This is a genomic window from Pseudomonadota bacterium (assembly GCA_016195085.1).
GTDB lineage: Bacteria > Pseudomonadota > Alphaproteobacteria > SHVZ01 > SHVZ01 > JACQAG01.
Genome location: JACQAG010000006.1, coordinates 16,988 through 36,016, shown reverse-complemented (window position 1 = coordinate 36,016; position 19,029 = coordinate 16,988). Strand labels below are relative to the sequence as shown.

General features: G+C 64.8%; 16 protein-coding genes and 1 tRNA gene. 1 reads left to right on the top strand and 16 read right to left on the bottom strand.

Annotation, left to right across the window (positions count from 1 at the left end; translation table 11 throughout):
* Positions 1 to 161 precede the first annotated feature (161 nt).
* The 14 genes from HY058_01665 to HY058_01600 form a co-directional block, all read right to left on the bottom strand.
* Positions 162 to 1,934 (bottom strand): tetratricopeptide repeat protein, encoded by a 1,773-nt coding sequence (locus HY058_01665; protein MBI3495993.1) that lies wholly within the window; start codon positions 1,932 to 1,934, stop codon positions 162 to 164.
* Complete coding sequence (gene ilvD, locus HY058_01660; protein MBI3495992.1) at positions 1,867 to 3,636, bottom strand: dihydroxy-acid dehydratase; 1,770 nt, start codon at positions 3,634 to 3,636, stop codon at positions 1,867 to 1,869. The genes HY058_01665 and ilvD overlap by 68 nt, the downstream gene beginning before the upstream one ends.
* 93 nt (positions 3,637 to 3,729) lie before the next feature.
* The gene (locus HY058_01655; protein MBI3495991.1) at positions 3,730 to 4,470 is read right to left on the bottom strand and encodes a DUF2182 domain-containing protein; all 741 of its coding nucleotides are present in this window, start codon (positions 4,468 to 4,470) and stop codon (positions 3,730 to 3,732) included.
* A gap of 73 nt (positions 4,471 to 4,543) precedes the next feature.
* Positions 4,544 to 5,179, bottom strand: a complete 636-nt coding sequence (locus HY058_01650) for a DUF1326 domain-containing protein (protein ID MBI3495990.1) — start codon at positions 5,177 to 5,179, stop codon at positions 4,544 to 4,546.
* A gap of 143 nt (positions 5,180 to 5,322) precedes the next feature.
* Positions 5,323 to 6,189: a DMT family transporter gene (locus HY058_01645; GenBank protein ID MBI3495989.1), complete on the bottom strand. Its 867-nt coding sequence runs from the start codon at positions 6,187 to 6,189 to the stop codon at positions 5,323 to 5,325.
* A 31-nt stretch (positions 6,190 to 6,220) separates the two neighbouring features.
* On the bottom strand, positions 6,221 to 7,312 hold the full coding sequence (locus tag HY058_01640; protein ID MBI3495988.1) for an amidohydrolase: 1,092 nt from the start codon (positions 7,310 to 7,312) through the stop codon (positions 6,221 to 6,223).
* Between the two features lie 148 nt (positions 7,313 to 7,460).
* On the bottom strand, positions 7,461 to 8,555 hold the full coding sequence (locus tag HY058_01635) for an amidohydrolase (protein ID MBI3495987.1): 1,095 nt from the start codon (positions 8,553 to 8,555) through the stop codon (positions 7,461 to 7,463).
* Between the two features lie 36 nt (positions 8,556 to 8,591).
* Positions 8,592 to 10,178 carry an ABC transporter substrate-binding protein gene (locus HY058_01630; GenBank protein ID MBI3495986.1) on the bottom strand — a complete coding sequence of 529 codons (1,587 nt, stop codon included), beginning with the start codon at positions 10,176 to 10,178 and terminating at the stop codon, positions 8,592 to 8,594.
* A 115-nt stretch (positions 10,179 to 10,293) separates the two neighbouring features.
* Positions 10,294 to 11,316, bottom strand: a complete 1,023-nt coding sequence (locus HY058_01625) for a succinylglutamate desuccinylase/aspartoacylase family protein (GenBank protein ID MBI3495985.1) — start codon at positions 11,314 to 11,316, stop codon at positions 10,294 to 10,296.
* Positions 11,317 to 11,380: 64 nt separating this feature from the next.
* Positions 11,381 to 14,023 carry a valine--tRNA ligase gene (locus HY058_01620; protein ID MBI3495984.1) on the bottom strand — a complete coding sequence of 881 codons (2,643 nt, stop codon included), beginning with the start codon at positions 14,021 to 14,023 and terminating at the stop codon, positions 11,381 to 11,383.
* Between the two features lie 58 nt (positions 14,024 to 14,081).
* Positions 14,082 to 14,729 (bottom strand): DUF2497 domain-containing protein, encoded by a 648-nt coding sequence (locus HY058_01615; GenBank protein MBI3495983.1) that lies wholly within the window; start codon positions 14,727 to 14,729, stop codon positions 14,082 to 14,084.
* 92 nt (positions 14,730 to 14,821) lie between these two features.
* Positions 14,822 to 16,228, bottom strand: coding sequence for a TolC family outer membrane protein (locus HY058_01610; protein ID MBI3495982.1), 1,407 nt, complete (start codon positions 16,226 to 16,228; stop codon positions 14,822 to 14,824).
* A 71-nt stretch (positions 16,229 to 16,299) separates the two neighbouring features.
* Complete coding sequence (locus tag HY058_01605; protein MBI3495981.1) at positions 16,300 to 16,713, bottom strand: sulfurtransferase; 414 nt, start codon at positions 16,711 to 16,713, stop codon at positions 16,300 to 16,302.
* Positions 16,658 to 17,323, bottom strand: a complete 666-nt coding sequence (locus tag HY058_01600) for a protein-L-isoaspartate O-methyltransferase (GenBank protein ID MBI3495980.1) — start codon at positions 17,321 to 17,323, stop codon at positions 16,658 to 16,660. Before HY058_01600 ends, HY058_01605 begins: the two co-directional genes overlap by 56 nt.
* Before the next feature lie 211 nt (positions 17,324 to 17,534).
* Between HY058_01600 and HY058_01595 the strand changes: the two genes are divergently transcribed.
* Positions 17,535 to 17,608, top strand: a tRNA-Cys gene (locus HY058_01595).
* 34 nt (positions 17,609 to 17,642) lie between these two features.
* On the opposite strand, the gene HY058_01590 is transcribed toward HY058_01595, so the two are convergent.
* Together HY058_01590 and HY058_01585 are read right to left on the bottom strand one after the other, a co-directional pair.
* On the bottom strand, positions 17,643 to 18,386 hold the full coding sequence (locus tag HY058_01590) for a sel1 repeat family protein (protein MBI3495979.1): 744 nt from the start codon (positions 18,384 to 18,386) through the stop codon (positions 17,643 to 17,645).
* A gap of 54 nt (positions 18,387 to 18,440) precedes the next feature.
* Entirely contained in the window at positions 18,441 to 19,004 is a 564-nt protein-coding gene (locus HY058_01585; protein MBI3495978.1) for a hypothetical protein, read from the bottom strand.
* Between the last annotated feature and the right edge of the window lie 25 nt (positions 19,005 to 19,029).

The window sequence follows — 19,029 nt, the reverse complement described above, 5'->3', positions numbered from 1 at the left end:
CGATAGTGACGTGTGTAGCCGAGGAACTCCTACGAGCCAGGAGCGCACCCGAGGCGAAGCAACCAAGTCTCCATGCAACCGGTTCGAGCCAGAGACTCTAAGCGATTCCATCATGCCCTTGATCTCATAACCCATATTAGTCTGGAAGCGGCCGCCTCGCGTCAACGTCGTCGACCGAACAACATCGTTACATTGATGCGCCTATTTTCGTAGCCCGGCCTGAAATGCAGCGGTGCGGTCGCATGGAACAAATCGGAATCGAAGATGACCGCCCGATTTTGCCGATAGGGAATGTTGACGGGCTTGCTCTCGGCCAAATTGACGAAACGGATGATTTCGTCCGTGTCTTGATTGATGGCGGCGAAATTCCAGGTTTTCGGCGCGGCGAGCGGAAAAACCACGAGGCCGCCGCCCTCCGGATCGAGATTGGCATCATCGGGCGTGATCCAGAAATTGACGTTCACGGCGGCCTCGTCGCCGTGAATATGGATGCCCTCCAGCGTCTCGTCATATTTGTACGCCCACATATTGCGTAGTTCGTGGTCCTCGAATACGGCCGGTAACGCCCGGGTCAGCTCTTCAGCGATCTGGAACAGCAGAGGTGCGACGAAGCCATCGGCGACATAGGCGCCGATGTAGCCGCGCGGGATCTTGCCGGACTGGAAGTCATGGCTGACGTCGTTCCAAATCGTTGCTTCGAGACAGAACCGGCGGAGTGCCGACAAGGCCTCGGGTTTCAGGAGGTGATCGATCCAACAGATCCGAGGCGCCGGCTCATAGCGCTCCGATGCCGCCCTTCTGTCCCAGACGTCGGCCAGAGCGCCTCCCTTGATCGTCTGCGGCGAGTTCCAAACGACGATCCGGCCGTAGATCTCGCCGATGGCGGCGAGGTCTTCCCCATCGAGATGCGCCATTGCCCCGTTGCCGCTGCGGGCGACAAATCGCTCGAGGGTCGTTCGCAAGCCGCCTCGCATTCCGTCGAATGAGGCATCGAGGACGCCACGACGGCGAATGTAGTCGAGCTGTTCGATGTCGTGGCGAAGCTTGACGGTATTGGTGAGCGTCTGCGGCTGGACGCCGGCGTGCGCGCGGTCATCTGGCCACCAGCGGCTGCTGCGTCGCATGGCGAGCGATCGGGCAAAGGCCTCGAACGAAGCCCCATAGCGACGCTGACGCATGGCGGACATTCCCAATCCGGACCACGCTTGGGAGTACCGTGCGTTGCGGCTGAGGGCGGCAAGGAAGGCGCGGCTGCCCTGAACGTAGTCGCCGAGTCCCAGCGACGCGTTGCCGAGATCGTGCCAAAGCTCGGCCAAGGCGGGGTCGAGGCAAATCGCCGTACGAGCGGCTTCTGCTGCGGCGGCGTCATCGCCGATTTGGCATTGCGAAGCGGACAGGGTGTTCCAGTTCACCAAATTTTCCGGCTGCAACCGGATCGCGATGCGGGCTTCCGCAATCGCCTTGGACCAATAACCCAGCGCTTTGAGCGCAAGAGCGAAGTTGCTGTGGAAGGACCCGGATTCGGGACGTAGATGGGTCGCCTTGCTCAAGAGCTCAGCCGCACGCTCCATGTCGTCGCGGCCGGCGGCGAGGATGCCGAGAATGTTGAGCGCATCGGGTTCGTCGGCATTCCGCAGCAGCGCTTGCGTTGCATAGTCCTCTGCCAGCCGCAAATCGCCCAAGGCGCAGGCGCGTATCGCCAGTTCGACTAATGACGCGTCCGATGCCCTTCTCGGGTTCTCTGAAGACGACGCCGGCCCGGTTCGTTGTGCCGCCTCCGCCATCATTATCGGCTCGCAATCTCCTGCGATGGCACTTTGATCACGGCCGTGCGAACAGATGTCTTTGATCCGTTCGCTCTCCCGCTCAGATGTCGGCGTAGACGAAGCTCTCTTCCCGGGCGCCGGGATGCACGACCGCGCCCTTCTCGGCATCGCCCACGGTCTGCGCATAGCGCCAGATGGCACCCGAGGTGTATTGCGTCACCCGCGGCTTCCACGCCTTGCGTCGGCGCGCGAGCTCGGTGCGGCTCACCTCGACGGCGACCGTGCCCTTGACCGCATCGATGGCGACAATGTCGCCATTGCGGAGGAGCGCGATCGGCCCGCCGACCGCCGCCTCGGGTCCGACATGGCCGATGCAGAAGCCGTGCGTCGCCCCAGAGAAGCGCCCATCGGTGATGAGCGCCACCTTTTCGCCCATGCCCTGGCCGTAGAGCGCGCCGGTGGTGGCCAGCATCTCGCGCATCCCCGGCCCGCCGCGCGGCCCCTCATAGCGGATGACGAGGACGTCGCCCACCTTGTATTGCCGCTTCTGCACGGCGGCATAGGCGTCCTCCTCGCAATCGAACACGCGTGCGGGGCCGCGGAAGCTCTGGCGCTTCATGCCGGCGACCTTCACGATCGCCCCTTGCGGGGCAAGGTTGCCGACCAGCGAGACCAACCCTCCGCTCGGCGCCAGCGGTCGCGCGGTCGGCCGCACGACGTCCTGGTTCTTCGGCAGCACGATCTTGGCCAGGTTCTGGGCGATGGTCTTGCCGGTGACCGTCAGGCAATCGCCATGCAGATAGCCTCCCTCCAGCAGCGCCTTCATCACCACCGGAACCCCGCCGACATCGAATAGATCCTTGGCGACGTAGCGTCCGCCCGGCTTCAGATCGGCGATCCAAGGCGTGCGCTTGGAGACCTTGGCGACGGCATGCAGGTCGAAATCGATGCCGGCCTCGTTGGCGATGGCCGGCAGATGCAATCCGGCATTGGTCGAGCCGCCGGTGGCGGCAACGACGGCCGCAGCATTCTCCAGGGCCTTGCGGGTGACGATATCGCGCGGGCGGATGCCCCGCTTCAGGAGATTCATCACCGCATGCCCGCAGGCTTCAGCATAGGCATCGCGGCTGTCGTAGACCGCCGGCGGCCCGGCCGAGCCCGGCAAGGCAAGGCCGATCGCTTCCGATACGCAGGCCATGGTGTTGGCGGTGAACTGCCCGCCGCAGGCGCCGGCCGAGGGGCAGGCCGCGTGTTCGATGATGTCGAGATCCTCGGCGCTCATCTTGCCGGCCGAATGGGCGCCGACGGCCTCGAACACGTCGCCGATGGTGACGTCCTTGCCCTTGAAGCGGCCGGGGAGGATCGAGCCGCCATAGAGAAAGACCGAGGGCACGTTGAGCCTGACCATTACCATCATCAGGCCCGGCAGGGTCTTGTCGCAGCCGGCGACGCCGACCATGGCGTCGTAGCAATGGCCGCGCATGGTGAGCTCGACCGAGTCGGCAATGACCTCGCGCGAGACCAGGGACGACTTCATGCCGGCATGGCCCATGGCGATGCCGTCGGTGACCGTGATGGTGGTGAATTCCCGGGGCGTGCCGCCGGCCGCCTTGACGCCCTTCTTGACCGCCTGCGCCTCGCGGGCAAGGGCAATGTTGCAGGGGGCCGCCTCGTTCCAGGTGGTGGCGACGCCGATGAAGGGCTGCGAGACCTCTTTGTCGGTCATCCCCATCGCATAGTAGAAAGCGCGGTGCGGCGCGCTGCTGGGCCCGACCGAGACGTGGCGCGAGGGCAAATTGGCCTTGTCGAAGCCGCGACGGACGGTTTTCGCTGAGGTTTTCTTGCTGACATTGCGGCGTGTAGCGGCCATTTTCCTACCCCGAGATCCTGACGGTTACGGGCGGGGACCATACAAGGCAGGTGTCGCGCTTGCCTAGCCGGTTATTGGCCGCCTGGCGCAAGGTCAGCGAAACATTGGGACCAGCAGCAAAATACCCGAGACAACCGCAACGGTGCCGCCGATCCGGCCATACCACTCGCCGCCAGGCAGTAGTTTCTCACCGAGCACGAAAGTCGACAGGGCTGCGATCCAAAGCAGGTTCATCACGCCGGCGAGAAACAGCAGCAGCATCAGCGGCCAGCAGCAGCCGACGCAATAGGCACCGTGCCGCGCGCCCATGGCGAAGGCGCCGGCGCGTCCTGGCCGCCATTGCTTGAAGATGAATTCGAGGGGGCCTCGGCAATGCGCGAGGCAGACACGCTTCAGGCGTGTGAATTGGTAGAGCCCGGCCAAAACGAGGATCGCCGCGCCCAGCGGCCGTTCGACCTCGATCATGCCGCCTGGTGCGCCCGTCCAGGAATTGAGGGCGCCCTGCCCGAGCGTGGCCAACACGCTGAACGCGGCCCAGAGAGCCAAGTAGCCGGCGACGAACAGCGCCGTCGACAGGTGGTCCACTCCGCTAGCGCGCTGGCGCTGAAGGGCGGCATAGACCAGCACCATGGGGACGGCGGATGGCACCATCATGGCGGTCATCATCACCACCCACATGACCAGGACTGCGAGTAGATCGACTGCGCCCCATGCCATGGCCGCCGGCATCGCCATGTCGGCCATCGAGGCCATATCGGCGGCCTCGCTCGCCATGCGTACCGTATAGGCCCAGGCAAGCCCGGCGATGACCGCAAGCCCGGCGGCGACGAGCATGCGATCGCCAAGCCGCAGTCTTTCCGGGATTGTTCCGGTCACGGTGCTGCTAGCCCGATGCACATCCACCGAGTTAGGCCACGACGCCCTTATTGCTGAGGTGAATGTGGGCGAATTGGCCGTAGGACGCGGTGAGCTCGAGCTTGATGGCGCCGGTCGCCTTCGTGGTGCCGCTCCCGACTTCGGCGATGCGGTACTCAAAACCCCGGGGAAGATCGATGCGCGCCCGAGTTTCCGCGCCCGTGACCGGATTGCGTATGGGCTCGCCCGAGGATTCGAGGATCCCCGGCACCTCGAGCTTCGCCCGCCTGGCGTCGATGTCCACCTCGAACTTAATGGGCTTGAACAGCGGCTCCAGCTTGGTAGGGCACATGGCGGCATAGACCCACCACATCGTGGCCATATCGTCCGTCTCTTGGCCGCTCATGATCTTGAGGAGCGCGTCGCGTTGCTTTGCATCCGCCCGCTCCTCGACGATGAGCTGCATAGTGCCGCCGCCCTTGTGCACCGGACCGGGCCAGGCATAGAGACCCGCGGCTCGCAATCCGTCGAGACGAACCTCGCCGAAGTGGCCCTCGTCGATCTGAAATCCGACGGCCGCCTGACAGTTGCCATATGTGGGAAGGGCATTGAACTGGCAAGGGCATCCATAGGCGCAATTGCAGTTGGCGAATTCCCGCGCGCGCATCCTCCATTGAACAGATGCCATGATTCCCCCCTGTTCGACGCTGTGCCGAAGGCAACGCGCAACGATCGATTGCGCAATGTCGATATGTGTTGCCGATCATCACGTGCGGATCGATTTTGCGCAACTGTTGATTAAAATGCGCTCTTCTTCGCCTGACCGCCGCCTCAAACGGACTCCCGCCGGGCGACGTAGATGCCGGCGGCGAACACGATGACGCCCCCGATCCAGGTCCAGACATCGGGAAGCTCCTGGAACATCGCGAAGGCGATTGCGGCTGCGATCGGCAGCTTCAAGAAATCGAAGGGCATCACCAGCGAGGCTTCGGCCGCGGCATAGGCGTAGGTGGCTGAGATCTGGCCGCCGCTGGCGCAAAACCCGATGGCGAAGAGCATGAGCCAGCCTTCCCAGCTCGGTGCCTGCCACACGGGAAGGGCAAGCAGGAGGGCCAGCGGCTGCGACACCGCCAAGGTGTAGAACACGATCGTGCTTGGATGGTGATCGGCGGACAGGCTGCGGCTGACCAGCACGAAGGCGGCATAGGAAAACGAGCTGCCGAGCACGAGAAGGATGCCCGGCGTGATCGTCTGAAACCCCGGCCGGATGATGATGATGGCACCGCCGAAGCCGACCAATGTTGCCAGCCAACGCCTGAGCGGGACGGCTTCGCCCAGGAACAAGACCGCCAACCCCGGAACGATCAAGGGCGTGATGAATCCCAGCGCGGTTGCGTCCCCCAAGGGCACGCTCGCCATGGCAATGAACCAGGCGATGTTGGAGACCACCTGGAGCACGCCCAGGCTGCCGGCCAGCCATGGCCGTGTCGCCTTGGTCACCGCCAGCCCGTGGCGAAACAGCATGGGCGACAGAACCGCAAAGGCGATCATATTGCGTGCCAGCATCATCTCGAAGGCCGGCAGCGCGGCCGATCCCTGGCGGATCAAGGCCGACATCAGCGAATAGCAGACGCCGGCCACGATCATCCAGAAGGCGCCGCGCACGACCGGCGGCAGGCGTCCAAAGAGCGGGCTCACGTCAGATCCAAGAAGTCTTTCGAATGCCTGGCTAGTGCTTCAAGCCGATCAGCTCCGCCGCGTTGTCGCCCAGGATCCGGTCCTTCTCCGCGGCGCTCAGAAAGGTACAGTGCCTGCGCACATAGTCGACACATTGGCGATAGGTGCAGAAGCGCTCGACATTCGGCATGTCCGAGCCCCACAGCAGCTTCGATGCGCCAAAGAGATCGCGCATCTGGCGAATGAGCGCCTGCGCCTCGGGGTATGGGTAGTCCCATATCCCGCCCCAGACGATCGGGAACATGATTTCGATCTGCAGATTGTCGCGCTTGTAGACGGCAAGCGCATCGGTGGGGAAGTCCCAAGAGCCCTTGGGCGCGAGGTAGCCGACCGAGGGGCCCATCACGAAGAGGAATCGCGTCCCCCGGTGGCGCAGCAGGAGCGCATCGAGGGCCTTCAGATTGGCAAGATAGCTGGCCCGGTCATAGTTCGGCGTGGCGTAGAGCTCGAGGAACACCGGCAGCTTGTAGCCGGCGATCTTCTCCCAGAACGGCGCGAAATCCTTGTGGTCGAGGTTGCGGGCATAGCCGTGCCGCGACATGTCATGGGCGTAGTAGAGGCCCTTGAGGCCGAGATTGTTGACGGCGCGGTCGACCTCGGCCAATTGCTCCGGCCGATCCGCGATCCCCTCATCGATATGCAGCAGGCCGGAGAACCGCTCCGGATGCTGGGCTTGCGCCAGCGCGTTGTAGTCGTTCATGGCGCCGTAGCCGCCGCCGGCCTGCAGGATGCAGTGATCCACCTCGGCATTGATCATCTGCGCGATCATGAAGTCGGGCGCGCACACCATGTTCTGCATGCCGACGGGCATGTACTGGACGTAGTAGTCCTCTCCCTCCCAGGTGAAGGCGAGCTGGCCGTGATGACCGACGCGGAAGCCGACATCGGTCAGGCCCGCCCAGGTGTCGTCACCGGGACGGAACAGCATGTCGGTCTTGACCTGTTTGCCGTCGCGGGCGCGAAAGGCCTTGGCCGAAGGGCGGGTGACGGTCTTCTGCAGGTATTTGAGGTGGATCGCCACCGACGGATGACCGGCGGTTCCCTGCCAATCCTGGAACACATGAGCATGACAGTCGATGATCATGGAATCAGCCGCTGCCTTTCTTGGCACAGCCTCATGGCAGATCTCCTCGGTACGCCGCCAACTGTCGGAAACATTTTTTTCCTTCCCGCAACGTTAGCGCCGGTGGCTGGTTCGGCACAAGACCGCCGCCGGGCGCAAGTCCGCCGCGTCAGTGTTTCAATCCGATCAATTCGGCCGCATTGCCTCCGAGGATCAGCTCCTTCTCCGCCGCGCTCAGGAACGTGCAGTGCTTGCGCACGTAGTCCACGCATTGTCGGTAGGTACAGAAGCGTTCGACATTCGGCATATCGGAGCCCCAGAGAAGCTTGGATGCGCCGAAGAGGTCGCGCATCTCTCGGATGAGCTTCTGGGCTTCTGGATACGGGTAATCCCAGGTGCCGCCCCAGGTGATCGGGAACATCACTTCCAGTTGGAGGTTGTCGCGCTTGTAGACCTTGAGCGCCTCCTCCGGAAACTCCCAGGAGCCTTTCGGCGCGAAATGGCCAACCGAGGGCCCCATCACGAACAGGAAGCGCGAGCTTGGATGGCGCTGCAGCAGCGCATCGAGCGCCTGCAAATTGCCGAGATAGCTGGCGCGATCATAGTTCGGGGTCGAGGACATCTCGAGGAACACCGGCAGCTTGTACCCGGCGATCTTCTCCCAGAACGGTGCGAAGTCCTTGTGGTCGAGGTTACGGTCGAAGCCGTGCCGCGACATGTTATGGGAGTAATAGAGACCCTTGAGGCCGAGCCTGCCCACGGCGCGGTCGACTTCGGCCAATTGCTCCGGCCGATCGGCGATCCCTTCATCGATGTGCAGCAGACCGGAAAACCGCTGGGGGTGTTGGGATTGCGCGAAGGCGTTGTAGTCGTTCATGGCGCCGTAGCCGCCCCCGGCCTGCAGGATGCAGTGATCCACCTCGGCGTAGATCATCTGGGCGATGAGAAAATCCGGCGGGCAGGCGATCTTCTGCATGCCGACCGGCATGTACTGGAAATAATAGTCGTCGCCTTCCCAGGTATAGACGAGCTGGCCATGCCGGCCGACGCGGAAGTTGACGTCGGTCAGCCCCGCCCAGGTGTTGTCGTCCGGACGGGCCAGCACCCTTAGCCGCATTTGCTTGCCGTCGCGGGCGCGGAAAGCCTTGGTTGCGACCGGATGCGCGAAACCCCTCTGCAGGTATTTCAGGTGTATGGAAGCGGAGGGGTGGCCCGCCGGACCACCCCAATCCTGGAACACGTGCGCGTGACAATCGACGATCATGCGGGTCCGCGGTGATCCGCCGCGTCGTCGATCGGGTCAGCCGGAGAAGTAGACGTTGGACATGCGCGGGATGCGATAGGACCGGAAGTTCTGCACGTTCGCCCGGAACGCTTGCGCCTTCGTCATGGAGCCAAAAGGCACCACATAGACCTGTTCCAGGAGCCGCGCCTGGGCCTTGGCGAAGGCGGCCTTGCGGATCTCCGGCGTGGTGCCGTTGATCATCTCATCGAAGGCGGCGTTGAACACCTTGTCGATGTCGTCGGGCGTCTTCGGCTTGTACATGTTCTGCGGCGTTGCGAACTTGCGGACGCTGGAAATCGGCCCGATCAAGGGATTGTTGGCGAAGGCGTCGAAATAGAAGTTCCAACCGGTATTTGATTTCTCGAACATCGCCGTCGCCGCCGGCCAATCGACGACCAGGAGCTTCGCGTTGATGCCGACCGCCTTGAGCTGCTCCGCCATGACCAGAGCCGCATTGTACATGCTGGTGTAGTCTTTGTTGGTGAGCAGGATCATCTCCTCGCCCTTGTAGCCGGACTCGGCGAGCAGCTTCTTGGCCTTCGCCGCGTTCTTCTGGTTGTAGGTCTCCTTGCCCGCCTCGGTGTAGGCCGCCTGCCCGGGATACTGCAGGCCGATGTTGAGCTGATAGGAGTCATCGGTCGCGGCTTGCATGATCTCGTCCATATCGAGAGCGGCCTGCGCTGCCTGGCGGAACTTGAGATTGTCGGTGGGTGCGGCCGCAGTGTTCACCTCGGCCAGCTGGATCCAATAGTTCTTCAGCTGCTTCAGCACGATATCCTTGTTCTGCTTCAGCCGATCCACCGCCTTCGTCGGAACGTCCTCGACCCCATGCAGCTCGCCCGTCTCCAGCCCGGCAACCCGCGCGCCGGGTTCGCTCACGATGCGGAACTTGACGCTGTCGAGGCAGGCGACCTTGTAGCCGCCGAAGCCGTCGAGGTCCTTGGAGCGGGCGTCCGGGGTATAACCGTCGAAACGCTTCACCGCGACGTGACTGTCGGCGACGAACTCGACGAATTGCCACGGACCGGTGCCGACGGGCTCGAGCTGCATCGCTGGCGCCTTGGCATTCTCCGCCGGCACGATCACGATCGGCACCAGGAACGAACTCAGATTCTCGAGGAAGGTCGGCTGCGGGGCCTTCATGTGGAGGATGAAGGTCGAGGCGTCCGGAGCTTCCCATCGCTCGACGACGTCCAAGATGCCCCGCTCGATTCCGAACTGCTTGTAGCGGCCGAAGGTGGCGACGACATCGGCCGAGGTCATCGGCTTGCCGTTGTGGAACTTGATGCCCTGGCGCAGTTTGAAGACGTAGGTCTTGCCGTCCTGGCTCGCATCGATCGAGGCGGCCAACTCGGGTATCGGATTGAAATTCTCGTCGCGGGTGATCAGCGACTCGTACATGTTCAGCGTGATGTTGCGCGTCGACACCGAGGCCGAGGTGTGCTGGTCGAGGCTGTTGACCTTGGCTTCCTGAGCGAAGACCAGCTCTCCGCCCTTCTTCGGGCAAGTGAATTGCTGCGCGACCGCGTCCCCGGCGACGAGTGCGGAGGCTGCAGCCGAGGCCAGGAGCATTGCGCGACCGCTTAACCGCATGAAGGTCATGACCGATCTCCTCTTCGGTGAGCCGTTACCTGTCGGAAACATTTTTTCGTTTCCGCAACGTTAGCGCCGGAAGGAGGGTCGGCACAAGAGAGCCGGCGGACGCCGGCCGGGCGGATCAGCGCCTTATATCGGTGGCAAGGTGGGCCAGACAATCGCCGCGCTCGCAACGTCCGGGATGGCGCGTGCAGACGAGGAGCCCCGAGATCTTGAAGCGCACCTCGGCGGGTGGGCGCAGCGGGTCGTCGACGAAATGCACCTGGCCGTAGAGCTGGTCCTTCTTCACCATGCGGCCCAGCTTCACCTTCGGCTCGAACAGCCCGGCTTGCGGCGCATAGACGTAGTAGTCGCGCGACGCGATCTCGACCCAGCGCAGCTTTTTTGGCGCCGGCGGAATAGGCAAGCGTTTGTTGCGTCGCGAGAGATGGCCGAAATGCGCCAGCGCGCGCAGCGTCCCCTCATAAGCGAGCTTGACCCCATCGGGGTTGACGTTGCCGGTGCCGCCGGCCTCGGTGCCGAAGTAGATCGCCTTGTTTCTGGTGGCGGCGCTATTGGCCATGTTGGGCTCGTCGGAGAAGGCTTGGATCACGCTGATGGGCGAGCCGAAAGCCTTGAGCGCCGCCAGCGCCCGCTTGTTCAGCTTCGCGTCCTGGGTGAGATGGGTCGAAGCGAAGGGCACATAGGCAAGCGAGCCGCCGCCGGAATGCAAGTCGAGCCAGGACTCGCACATCGCCGCGAGCACCGCCTCGATGTAGTAGGCGATCTGCTCGGTCGGCGTGCCGTTGGGATTTCCCGGAAACGAGCGGTTTAGGTTGCGATCGTCGACGGGCGAGACGCGCGTGCCCGCCATGGCGGCCGGGAGATTGATCGCCGGCACGACGATGATGCGGCCCTTGATGTCCTCGGCGTGCAGCTCGCGGATGATCCTGCCGAGCGCCACCTGCCCTTCATATTCGTCGCCGTGGTTGCCCGCCATCAGCAGCGTCGACGGCCCGGCACCATTGCGGATGACGGCGCAGGGAATGGCGATGGTGCCGTAGGCCGAGCGGGTGACCGAATGCGGCAGGTGCAAATAGCCCACCTGCTTGCCGTCCTTCTCGAAGTCGAGCTCCGTCCAGATCCGCGATTTGGCGTAAGCCATGATCCGTCCCCTCCCCCGAAGTTTGGATGGCTGCGATCGGCGCCGACCGCTTCTCCCCGCTGGTCTATGCCCTCTCGATATGCCGGAGGGCCTGCTGCAGCTTGGCCCTGACCTGGTTTGCTTCCATCAGCCGTTCGCGCTGCTCCTCCACCACCTCGGGCGGCGCCTTGGCGACGAAGCTCTCATTGCCGAGCTTCTTCTCGCTCTTGTCGATCTCGCCCGTGAGCTTGTCCACCTCCTTCGCCAAACGAACCCGCTCGGCGGCGAGGTCGATGACGCCGGCCAGCGGCAAGGCGAAGCTCGCCTCCTCGAGAATGAGCTGGACCGAGCCCTTCTCGAACGCGCCTTCGACCGCCTGCGGCTCCTCGACCCGCGCCAAGCGCCGGACGAGATCGCCATAGGTCGCGAGCCGCATGAGCGTCTCGCTCGAGGCCCCCTTCACCTGCAAGCGGATGACGGCGCCGGCGGGCACGTTCATCTCGTTGCGCAGCGAGCGAATGTCGGAGATGAGCCGGACCAGCCAACCCAGCTCGCCCGCCGCTTTGGCATCGACGAGGTTTGGTGATGGCTCGGGCCATGCCGCTTGGATCAGGAGACCGCCGCCGCACTGCTCGTAGATCTCCTCGGTGATGAACGGCATGAACGGGTGCAAGAGGTGCAAGAGCCAGTCGAGCGCCCAGGCGGTTGCGGCCCGGGTCTCGGCCGCAGCGGCGGCATCGGAGCCGGCCAGGATCGGCTTGGTGAACTCCAGATACCAATCGCAAAAGGTGCCCCAGACCGCCTGGTAGAGACCGAGGGCCGCGTCGTTGAAACGGTACTCCTCGAGGGACTCCGAGGTGCGCCTGGCCGCACTCGCCAGCTCGCCCACGATCCAGCGGTTGACCGGCAGCTTGCAGAAGGCCGGATCGAAGCCGGGGACCGGCTTGCATCCGTTCATGTCGCAGAACCGCGCGGCATTCCAGAGCTTGGTCGCAAAGTTGCGATAGCCCTCGACCCGCGATGGCGCGAGCTTGATGTCGCGGCCCTGCGCGGTCGAAGCGGCGATGGTGAAGCGGAGCGCGTCGGCACCGTATTTGTCGATGAGCTCCAGGGGATCGATGGTGTTGCCCTTGGTCTTCGACATCTTCTGGCCCTTGGCGTCGCGCACCAGGCCATGGATGTAGACCGTGTGGAACGGCACATCGCCCATGAAGTGGATCCCCAGCATGATCATGCGGGCGACCCAGAAGAAGATGATGTCGAAGCCGGTGACCAGCACGTCGCCGGGGTAGTAGCGCTTGAGGTGCTGGGTCGCCTCGGGCCAGCCGAGGGTCGAGAACGGCCAGAGCCCGGAGGAGAACCAGGTGTCGAGGACATCGGGATCGCGGACCAGATCCACCTTCCGGCCGTAGTGCTTCGCCGCCTCCGCGGCGGCTTCGGCCGCGTCGTGGGCGACGAAGATGTGCCGGTCGGGCCCGTACCAGGCCGGGATCTGGTGCCCCCACCAGAGCTGGCGCGAGATGTTCCAAGGCTGGATGTTGCGCATCCACTCGCAGTACACCGCCTCGAACTGCTTTGGCACGATCCGGGTGCGGCCCTGCTCGACCGCCTCGATCGCCGGCTTCGCCAGCGTCTTCGCATCGCAATACCACTGATCGGAGAGCCAGGGCTCCAAGGGCACGCCGGAGCGGTCGCCATGGGGCACGGTGTGCACCAAGGGCTCGATCTTCTCCACCAGCCCCTTGGCCTCGAGGTCGGCGACGATGCGCTTGCGCGCCTCGAAGCGATCGAGACCGCGATAGGCGGCGGGCACGGCGTCGTTGAGCTTCGCCGCCGCGTCGAAGATGTTGAGCATCTCCAGCTTGTGCCGGCGTCCGACCTCGAAATCGTTGAAGTCGTGGGCCGGAGTGATCTTGACCGCGCCGGAGCCTTTGGTCGGGTCCGAATAGTCGTCGGCGACGATGGGGATGCGGCGGCCGACGAGCGGCAGCACCGCATGCTTGCCCACCAGGGCACGGTAGCGCTCGTCGTCGGGATGGACCGCCACGCCGGTGTCGCCCAGCATCGTTTCCGGGCGGCTGGTGGCAACGATAATATGTTGGTTTTCAGCGCCTTCTATCGGATATTTAAGGTACCAGAGAAAGCCCTTAACCTCCCGCGGCTCGACCTCGAGGTCGGAGATCGCGGTCAGCAGCTTGGGGTCCCAGTTGACCAGCCGCTTGTCCTTGTAGATCAGGCCTTGCCGGTAGAGGTCGACGAAGACCCTGCGGACGGCGGCCGAGAGCCCGTCATCCATGGTGAAGCGCTCGCGCGCCCAGTCGGGCGAGGCGCCCAAGCGGCGGAGCTGGTTGGTGATGGCCCCGCCGGACTCGCCCTTCCACTTCCACACCCGCTCGATGAATGCCTCGCGCCCGAGCTCCTGTCGGCTCTTGCCTTCGCTCTGCAGCTGGCGCTCCACCACCATCTGGGTGGCGATGCCGGCATGGTCGCTGCCGGGCTGCCACAGCACGTCGCGGCCGCGCATGCGCTGATAGCGGATCAGCACGTCCTGCACGGTGAAGGTCAGCGCGTGGCCCATATGCAGGCTGCCGGTCACGTTCGGCGGCGGCATCATGATCGTGTAGGGCTTGGCGTTGGAGTCGGCCCGGCTGGCGAAGCGGCCGGAGTCTTCCCAACGGGCATATTGGCGGGTCTCGACCTCGTTCGGTCGATAGGTCTTGTCGAGCATTGTGGAAGCAGTCCTCACGTCTGGGCCCGCCGGCCTAGCGGAGGCAAGCCCGGCAAATCTATTGGCGGCGCGTCGCCTTATGTACCATCCGCTCGATTTCTTCCTGCACCAGACGCTCGACCAGGTCGGGCAAATGCGAGTCGAGCCATTCCTTCAGCATCGGCCGCATCACTTCCTTGGTCATCTCTTCCAGCGTCTTGTAGCCGGCGCCGATCGGCGTCTCCGGCCGGTGCAGCGCATCGGCGAGGTCGGTGAAATGCCCGATCGCCTCCGCGCGGACCGGTGGCGAAACCAATCCCTCGAGGGTGCGCTCCGGGGCCGGCGGCGGCGCCCGTCCGCGGGTGCGCTGCTCGGCGAAGAGCGGCTCAGGTGCCCCTTCCGGCTCCGGCGGCGCCTCGGGCACGGGTTTCGAGAGATTGACGATGGAGCCGTCCTCTTCCACCACATCGGTGAGCTCGAGGACGTCTTCCTGAGGGGCCGGCTCGGGCGGCGGTGGCGGTGCCTCGGCCTTGGGTTCGGGCTTCGGCTCCGGCTTAGGAGCGGCCGCAGCCGGCTTTGGCGCTGGTTTCGGTGCTTCTGCGGGCGCTGCTGCGGCAGGAGCGGCGGCCGCCGCCTCCCCCTCCCCGGCGCCGTCTTCGGAAATAATGCGTCTTATCGACGCAAGAATTTCCTCCATTGACGGTTCTTGGGACTTCGGGTCACTCATTGCCTACAGATCCAAAACAGCAGCGTGACAACATAAAACACCCAGAGACGATCCGCCAGCGCTAGAAATAGCCGTGCAAGTCCAGGGCCCTATCAGGGCAAAGCGTCGAGGATGCCCCACCAGATATTGCGAACCACCCTGTAATGGGCATCGAAGTCATAGAATTCCACTGGAAGATTCAAGTCACGGGCCGTCAAGCGGCCCGTGGCCGAGATGAGCGTATAAGTATTCACGGTCAGATCGCGCTGCGTATTGACCAAGTTGACCTGGGCTGTCAGCAGCGCCTGCTCGGCATCGAGCACGTCGAGCACCGTGCGCGAGCCGACCAATGCCTCCTGCTGCACGCCTTCAAGCGCGATCTCCGCCGCGTGGATCTGTGAGTGCAGCGAGACCAGCTGCGCCTTGTTCGACAGCACGGTCTCGAAGGCGGCGGTGGCGGTATTGATCGACTGGCGCCGCTGGTCTTCGATGTCGGAGCGGCGCTGGGTCTGGGTTTCGCGCGCCTGGCGCACCTGGCTGGTGATATTGCCGGCTTCGTAGAGCGGCACGGTTACGAGTGCCGTCGCGTTCGCGGAATTGGTGGCGCTGTGGTTCGAGCTGCCGGTGTTGCTGTCGCGCCGGGTTTCGCCTTGCAGGCTCAGCTGCGGCAGGAGACTCCCCTGGGCCAGACGCACCCGGAACGATTGCGCCTGCTCCTCGAATTGCGCGGCGACCACGTTCGGATTGTCGTTGGCGGCCTGGTTGAGGGCATCGTCCTTGGTCGGCAATTTCTCCGGCAGCGTCGTCTCGGTGAGCTTGCTGGCGGGAATGCCGACGACGCGCTGGAACTGCGCGCGTGACGTCTCGAGCGTGCCTTCCGAGGAGATGCGCGCGGCGGTGGCTCCGGCAAGCGCCGCCTCGGCCTGCGCCACGTCGGTACGGGTGACCTCGCCCACCCGGAACCGGTCCTGGGTGGCCTCGAGCTGGCGCCGCAGCCGCTGCTCGTTTGCGGTGTTGAGCTCGACCGTGGCCTGGTCGCGCACCACCGTCGCGAAGGCTGTCACGGTGTCGAGAAACACACTCTGCTCGGTTGCGAACAGGCGCGCGCGCTCGGCCTGCACGCTCGCCTCGGCGACGCGAATTTGCGCCACCGTGCGGCCGCCGCGATAGAGCGGCTGGGTCACCAGCAAATCCGCCGTCGACGGCGTGCGTCCCTCGTCGGCCGTCTTCTTGTTGTTGGTGTTGGTCTCTAGCTTGCGCTGCCCGATATTGCCGGAAAAGGTGACGGTCGGGCGCCAATTGGACAGGGCCTGGGGCACGCCTTCGTCGAGGGACCGAAGCGAGGCACGTCGCGCCTGCAGCACCGGATTGTTGTTGTAGGCCTGCACCAAGGCTTCCTCGAGGGTCTGCGCGGATGCCGGCACGACACCAAGGCCGGGCAGCACCAAGGATAGAAAAAGCCCGGCCCGAAGGCCGCGGCGGCGCCACGCCAGAATGGCGTCGCTGGGCAGAAGCGTCATGACGATAAGGCCTCCAAAGCTAGACGATCGTTTGGCAATGTTGGTGTTCGGTCGGCGCATGCAAGGGCCATCTAATACACGGCCATGCTGTGGTCGATCTGTCGCGCCCACGCATCGATGCCGCCGGCAAGATTGAAGGCCTGCCCGATGCCCTTGCTGCGCAACCAGACCGTTGCTTGCAGGCTCCGCATGCCGTGATGGCAAACCACCACCAGCGGACGATCCTTGGGAACCTCCTCGAGGCGAGAAGCGAGCTGCCCCATTGGCACCACGAGGCTGTCGGCGATCCGGCAAATCTCGGTCTCCCAAGGCTCGCGCACGTCGAGGACCGCATGCGCGCGCTTGCTCTCACGCCAATCCGCAAGCTCGGACGCCTCGATCTGCAGAGGTGCTGCTTCACGCGCTTGGGCCGTGGTCACGCTGATCGCCTCAGAATACGAAACCCGGCTCAGCCTGGAATCCAGGCAAGGGCGCCACGGCGGCATCGAAGGCAATGCGGCTCGACGCCGTGCCGCTGACACGCTGCATCAGCGTCGCCCTGCCGATGCCTGCGGCGCCTTGCGACGGCCCGACCACGCCCACGAGCCGCCCACCTTCGGCGAGCTGCTCGACGATGGCGGGGGGTACTCGCTCAACTGCGCCATTCAGCAGGATCGCTTGGTAGGGAGCCTCCTTCGGATATCCGCCGGCAAGATTGCCGGTCACCACCTGGACGTTGCCGATACCGAGCTCCGCCAAATTCCGCTTCGCCGCCTCGGCCAAGCTTGGATCGCTTTCCAGCGCCACGACCCGCCCGGCGAGGCGCGCCAGCACCGCGCTCGAATAGCCGGAACCGGGGCCGATATCGAGCACCCTGTCGCCAGGGTCGATGGCGGCGAGCTGAACCAAGCGGGCCAGCACCATCGGCTCCATCAGGAACCGCCCCTGACCGATCGGCAGGTCCTCGTCGACATAGGCCACACCGCGCTGGGCGGGCGGGACGAAGCGCTCGCGCGATATTTCGGAAAGCGCATCGAGGAGGCGGCGATCCGTCACCTTGTTGGTGCGAAGCTGCCCCTCGACCATGTTGCGCCGCGCGGCGGCATAGTCCGTCATTGCTGTTCAACCTCGATTACCGTGACCGCGGCCACCCCGGTGGCCAAACGCCGCATCGCCTAGGATATACGTCGGCCCGGCCGCGAGACAACCATCGCCGGCAGTCGCCGGGCGGGGCGGATCGAACCATGGCCAGCCCCGGGCGATCGCCGTCCCAGTTGCTTGACCCGCCGGTCGCCGCGCACTTATTGTCCCGGCCCCAGCGCTTCCAGGCCCGGTGGCAGAGTGGCCATGCAGGGGACTGCAAATCCCCGTACGTCGGTTCGATTCCGGCCCGGGCCTCCAGCCTGGAGGCGGCGATGCGGCCCGGCTGCGTCGATCATTGGTTGCTCGCGGCAGCCTCGTCGTCCCAAAAGTGCCGTTGCAACCAGGCGCGGCGGGCGAACGCCTCGGCCTTCGCCGAATCGGGAGCGACACCCAGCTCGCCTTCTTCGTAGACCTCGGCGAGACGGACGATGGCCAAGGCATTGTCGGCCGCGGCCGCGCGCTCGAGCCAGGCGAGCGCCAGCCTCGGATCGGCGCCAATCCCCTCCCCGCGCTCGAAGGCGCGCGCCAAATCTACCATGGCCGTATCGTCACCGAGCTCAGCGGCCTTGAGCAGCATCGGGAACGCATCGGCGTCTCGGCGCAACGCCTGCAGGATGAGCAGCGCCAGTCGATTGGGAGCAAGCGCGGCTGGATTGCGCCGCACGGCTTCGAGCGCAGGAGCCACGGCACGGTCATACCGGCTGAAGGTGGCGTAGGCCGCCGCGGCATCGAAATGCGCCGACCAGTCCTCGGGTGCGAGCTCGAGAAGACGCCGGTAGGCGGCGAAGCTCGGTTCTGCTTCGCCCAGCGACAAGAAGGCGAAGCCGAGCGCTCTGAGGCTTGCCGCGTCGTTCGGATCGGCTTCGACCGCCCGCTCGCAAATGGCAATCCCGCCGCTTGGCGAGGCGGCGAGGCAGGCCTCCTTAAGGCTCTCCGCTTGAGCCGGAGCGGCACTGAGTGGCGCGAAGACGAGTGCCGCCGCAGCGAGAAGGCTCAGCCGTCGAAGCGATGATTGCGGCAATGCGCCAGCCGGCATGGCTTCATGCTAGCAGCGGCGAGGCCCAGGGGCGATGCCCGCTTCGCCGCCAATCTAGGCGCGGCGGACGCCTGGAATTTGTAGCTCTCCCGACTCGATCGCCTTGCGGAGCGCCTCGATGCCGCGCTGCATCTCCTCGGACATCTCCCGGGTGCGCGCCAACTCCTTGGTCTCGAGATCGCCGAAGGGCCGCTTGTTCGTAGCACCGGAATCGAGAACCTTAGCGAGATAGCGACCCTTGAGCCGCGCGGCGAGCCGGATCGCGGCCTCGACCTCGGCCGGCGTCACAGTCATGACCGTCTTGCCGATCTCGCCCTGGAACTGCAGACGCTGGAAGCTCTCCAGCTCGCGGAGATATTGGGGAGCGCTGACGGCTTGCCGGGTCGGGTCGACGGCGACCGCCCGCTGCGTCCGCTCAGGCTCGGCCTCGAACACCTGCGCTGCGCGCAGTCGCATGGCCGAACGGGCGGCCGCGGCGGCCATTTCCGGCTTCTTCTGGCTCTGCTGGCTGACGGAGGCACGGACCGGTTCCGGATAAGGTTCCCAGGCCGGCGCCGGATCATTGGCGGCCGCGGCGTTTGCCGCCTTGCGGGCGAACGGGGCGAAAGCGACGCTCATACAGTCTCCTCCCGACGGCACCTGA

What these genes read in the sequence shown, in the direction of transcription:
- HY058_01590 (MBI3495979.1), bottom strand. Translation starts at nt 18,386, where the DNA reads ATGCCGGCTGGCGCATTGCCGCAATCATCGCTTCGACGGCTGAGCCTT.
- HY058_01665 (MBI3495993.1), bottom strand. Translation starts at nt 1,934, where the DNA reads ATGCCGAGAAGGGCGCGGTCGTGCATCCCGGCGCCCGGGAAGAGAGCT.
- HY058_01655 (MBI3495991.1), bottom strand. Translation starts at nt 4,470, where the DNA reads ATGCTCGTCGCCGCCGGGCTTGCGGTCATCGCCGGGCTTGCCTGGGCC.
- HY058_01650 (MBI3495990.1), bottom strand. Translation starts at nt 5,179, where the DNA reads ATGGCATCTGTTCAATGGAGGATGCGCGCGCGGGAATTCGCCAACTGC.
- HY058_01610 (MBI3495982.1), bottom strand. Translation starts at nt 16,228, where the DNA reads ATGACGCTTCTGCCCAGCGACGCCATTCTGGCGTGGCGCCGCCGCGGC.
- HY058_01600 (MBI3495980.1), bottom strand. Translation starts at nt 17,323, where the DNA reads ATGACGGACTATGCCGCCGCGCGGCGCAACATGGTCGAGGGGCAGCTT.
- HY058_01615 (MBI3495983.1), bottom strand. Translation starts at nt 14,729, where the DNA reads ATGAGTGACCCGAAGTCCCAAGAACCGTCAATGGAGGAAATTCTTGCG.
- HY058_01585 (MBI3495978.1), bottom strand. Translation starts at nt 19,004, where the DNA reads ATGAGCGTCGCTTTCGCCCCGTTCGCCCGCAAGGCGGCAAACGCCGCG.
- HY058_01640 (MBI3495988.1), bottom strand. Translation starts at nt 7,312, where the DNA reads ATGATCATCGACTGTCATGCTCATGTGTTCCAGGATTGGCAGGGAACC.
- HY058_01620 (MBI3495984.1), bottom strand. Translation starts at nt 14,023, where the DNA reads ATGCTCGACAAGACCTATCGACCGAACGAGGTCGAGACCCGCCAATAT.
- HY058_01635 (MBI3495987.1), bottom strand. Translation starts at nt 8,555, where the DNA reads ATGATCGTCGATTGTCACGCGCACGTGTTCCAGGATTGGGGTGGTCCG.
- HY058_01630 (MBI3495986.1), bottom strand. Translation starts at nt 10,178, where the DNA reads ATGACCTTCATGCGGTTAAGCGGTCGCGCAATGCTCCTGGCCTCGGCT.
- HY058_01625 (MBI3495985.1), bottom strand. Translation starts at nt 11,316, where the DNA reads ATGGCTTACGCCAAATCGCGGATCTGGACGGAGCTCGACTTCGAGAAG.
- HY058_01605 (MBI3495981.1), bottom strand. Translation starts at nt 16,713, where the DNA reads ATGCCGCCGTGGCGCCCTTGCCTGGATTCCAGGCTGAGCCGGGTTTCG.
- ilvD (MBI3495992.1), bottom strand. Translation starts at nt 3,636, where the DNA reads ATGGCCGCTACACGCCGCAATGTCAGCAAGAAAACCTCAGCGAAAACC.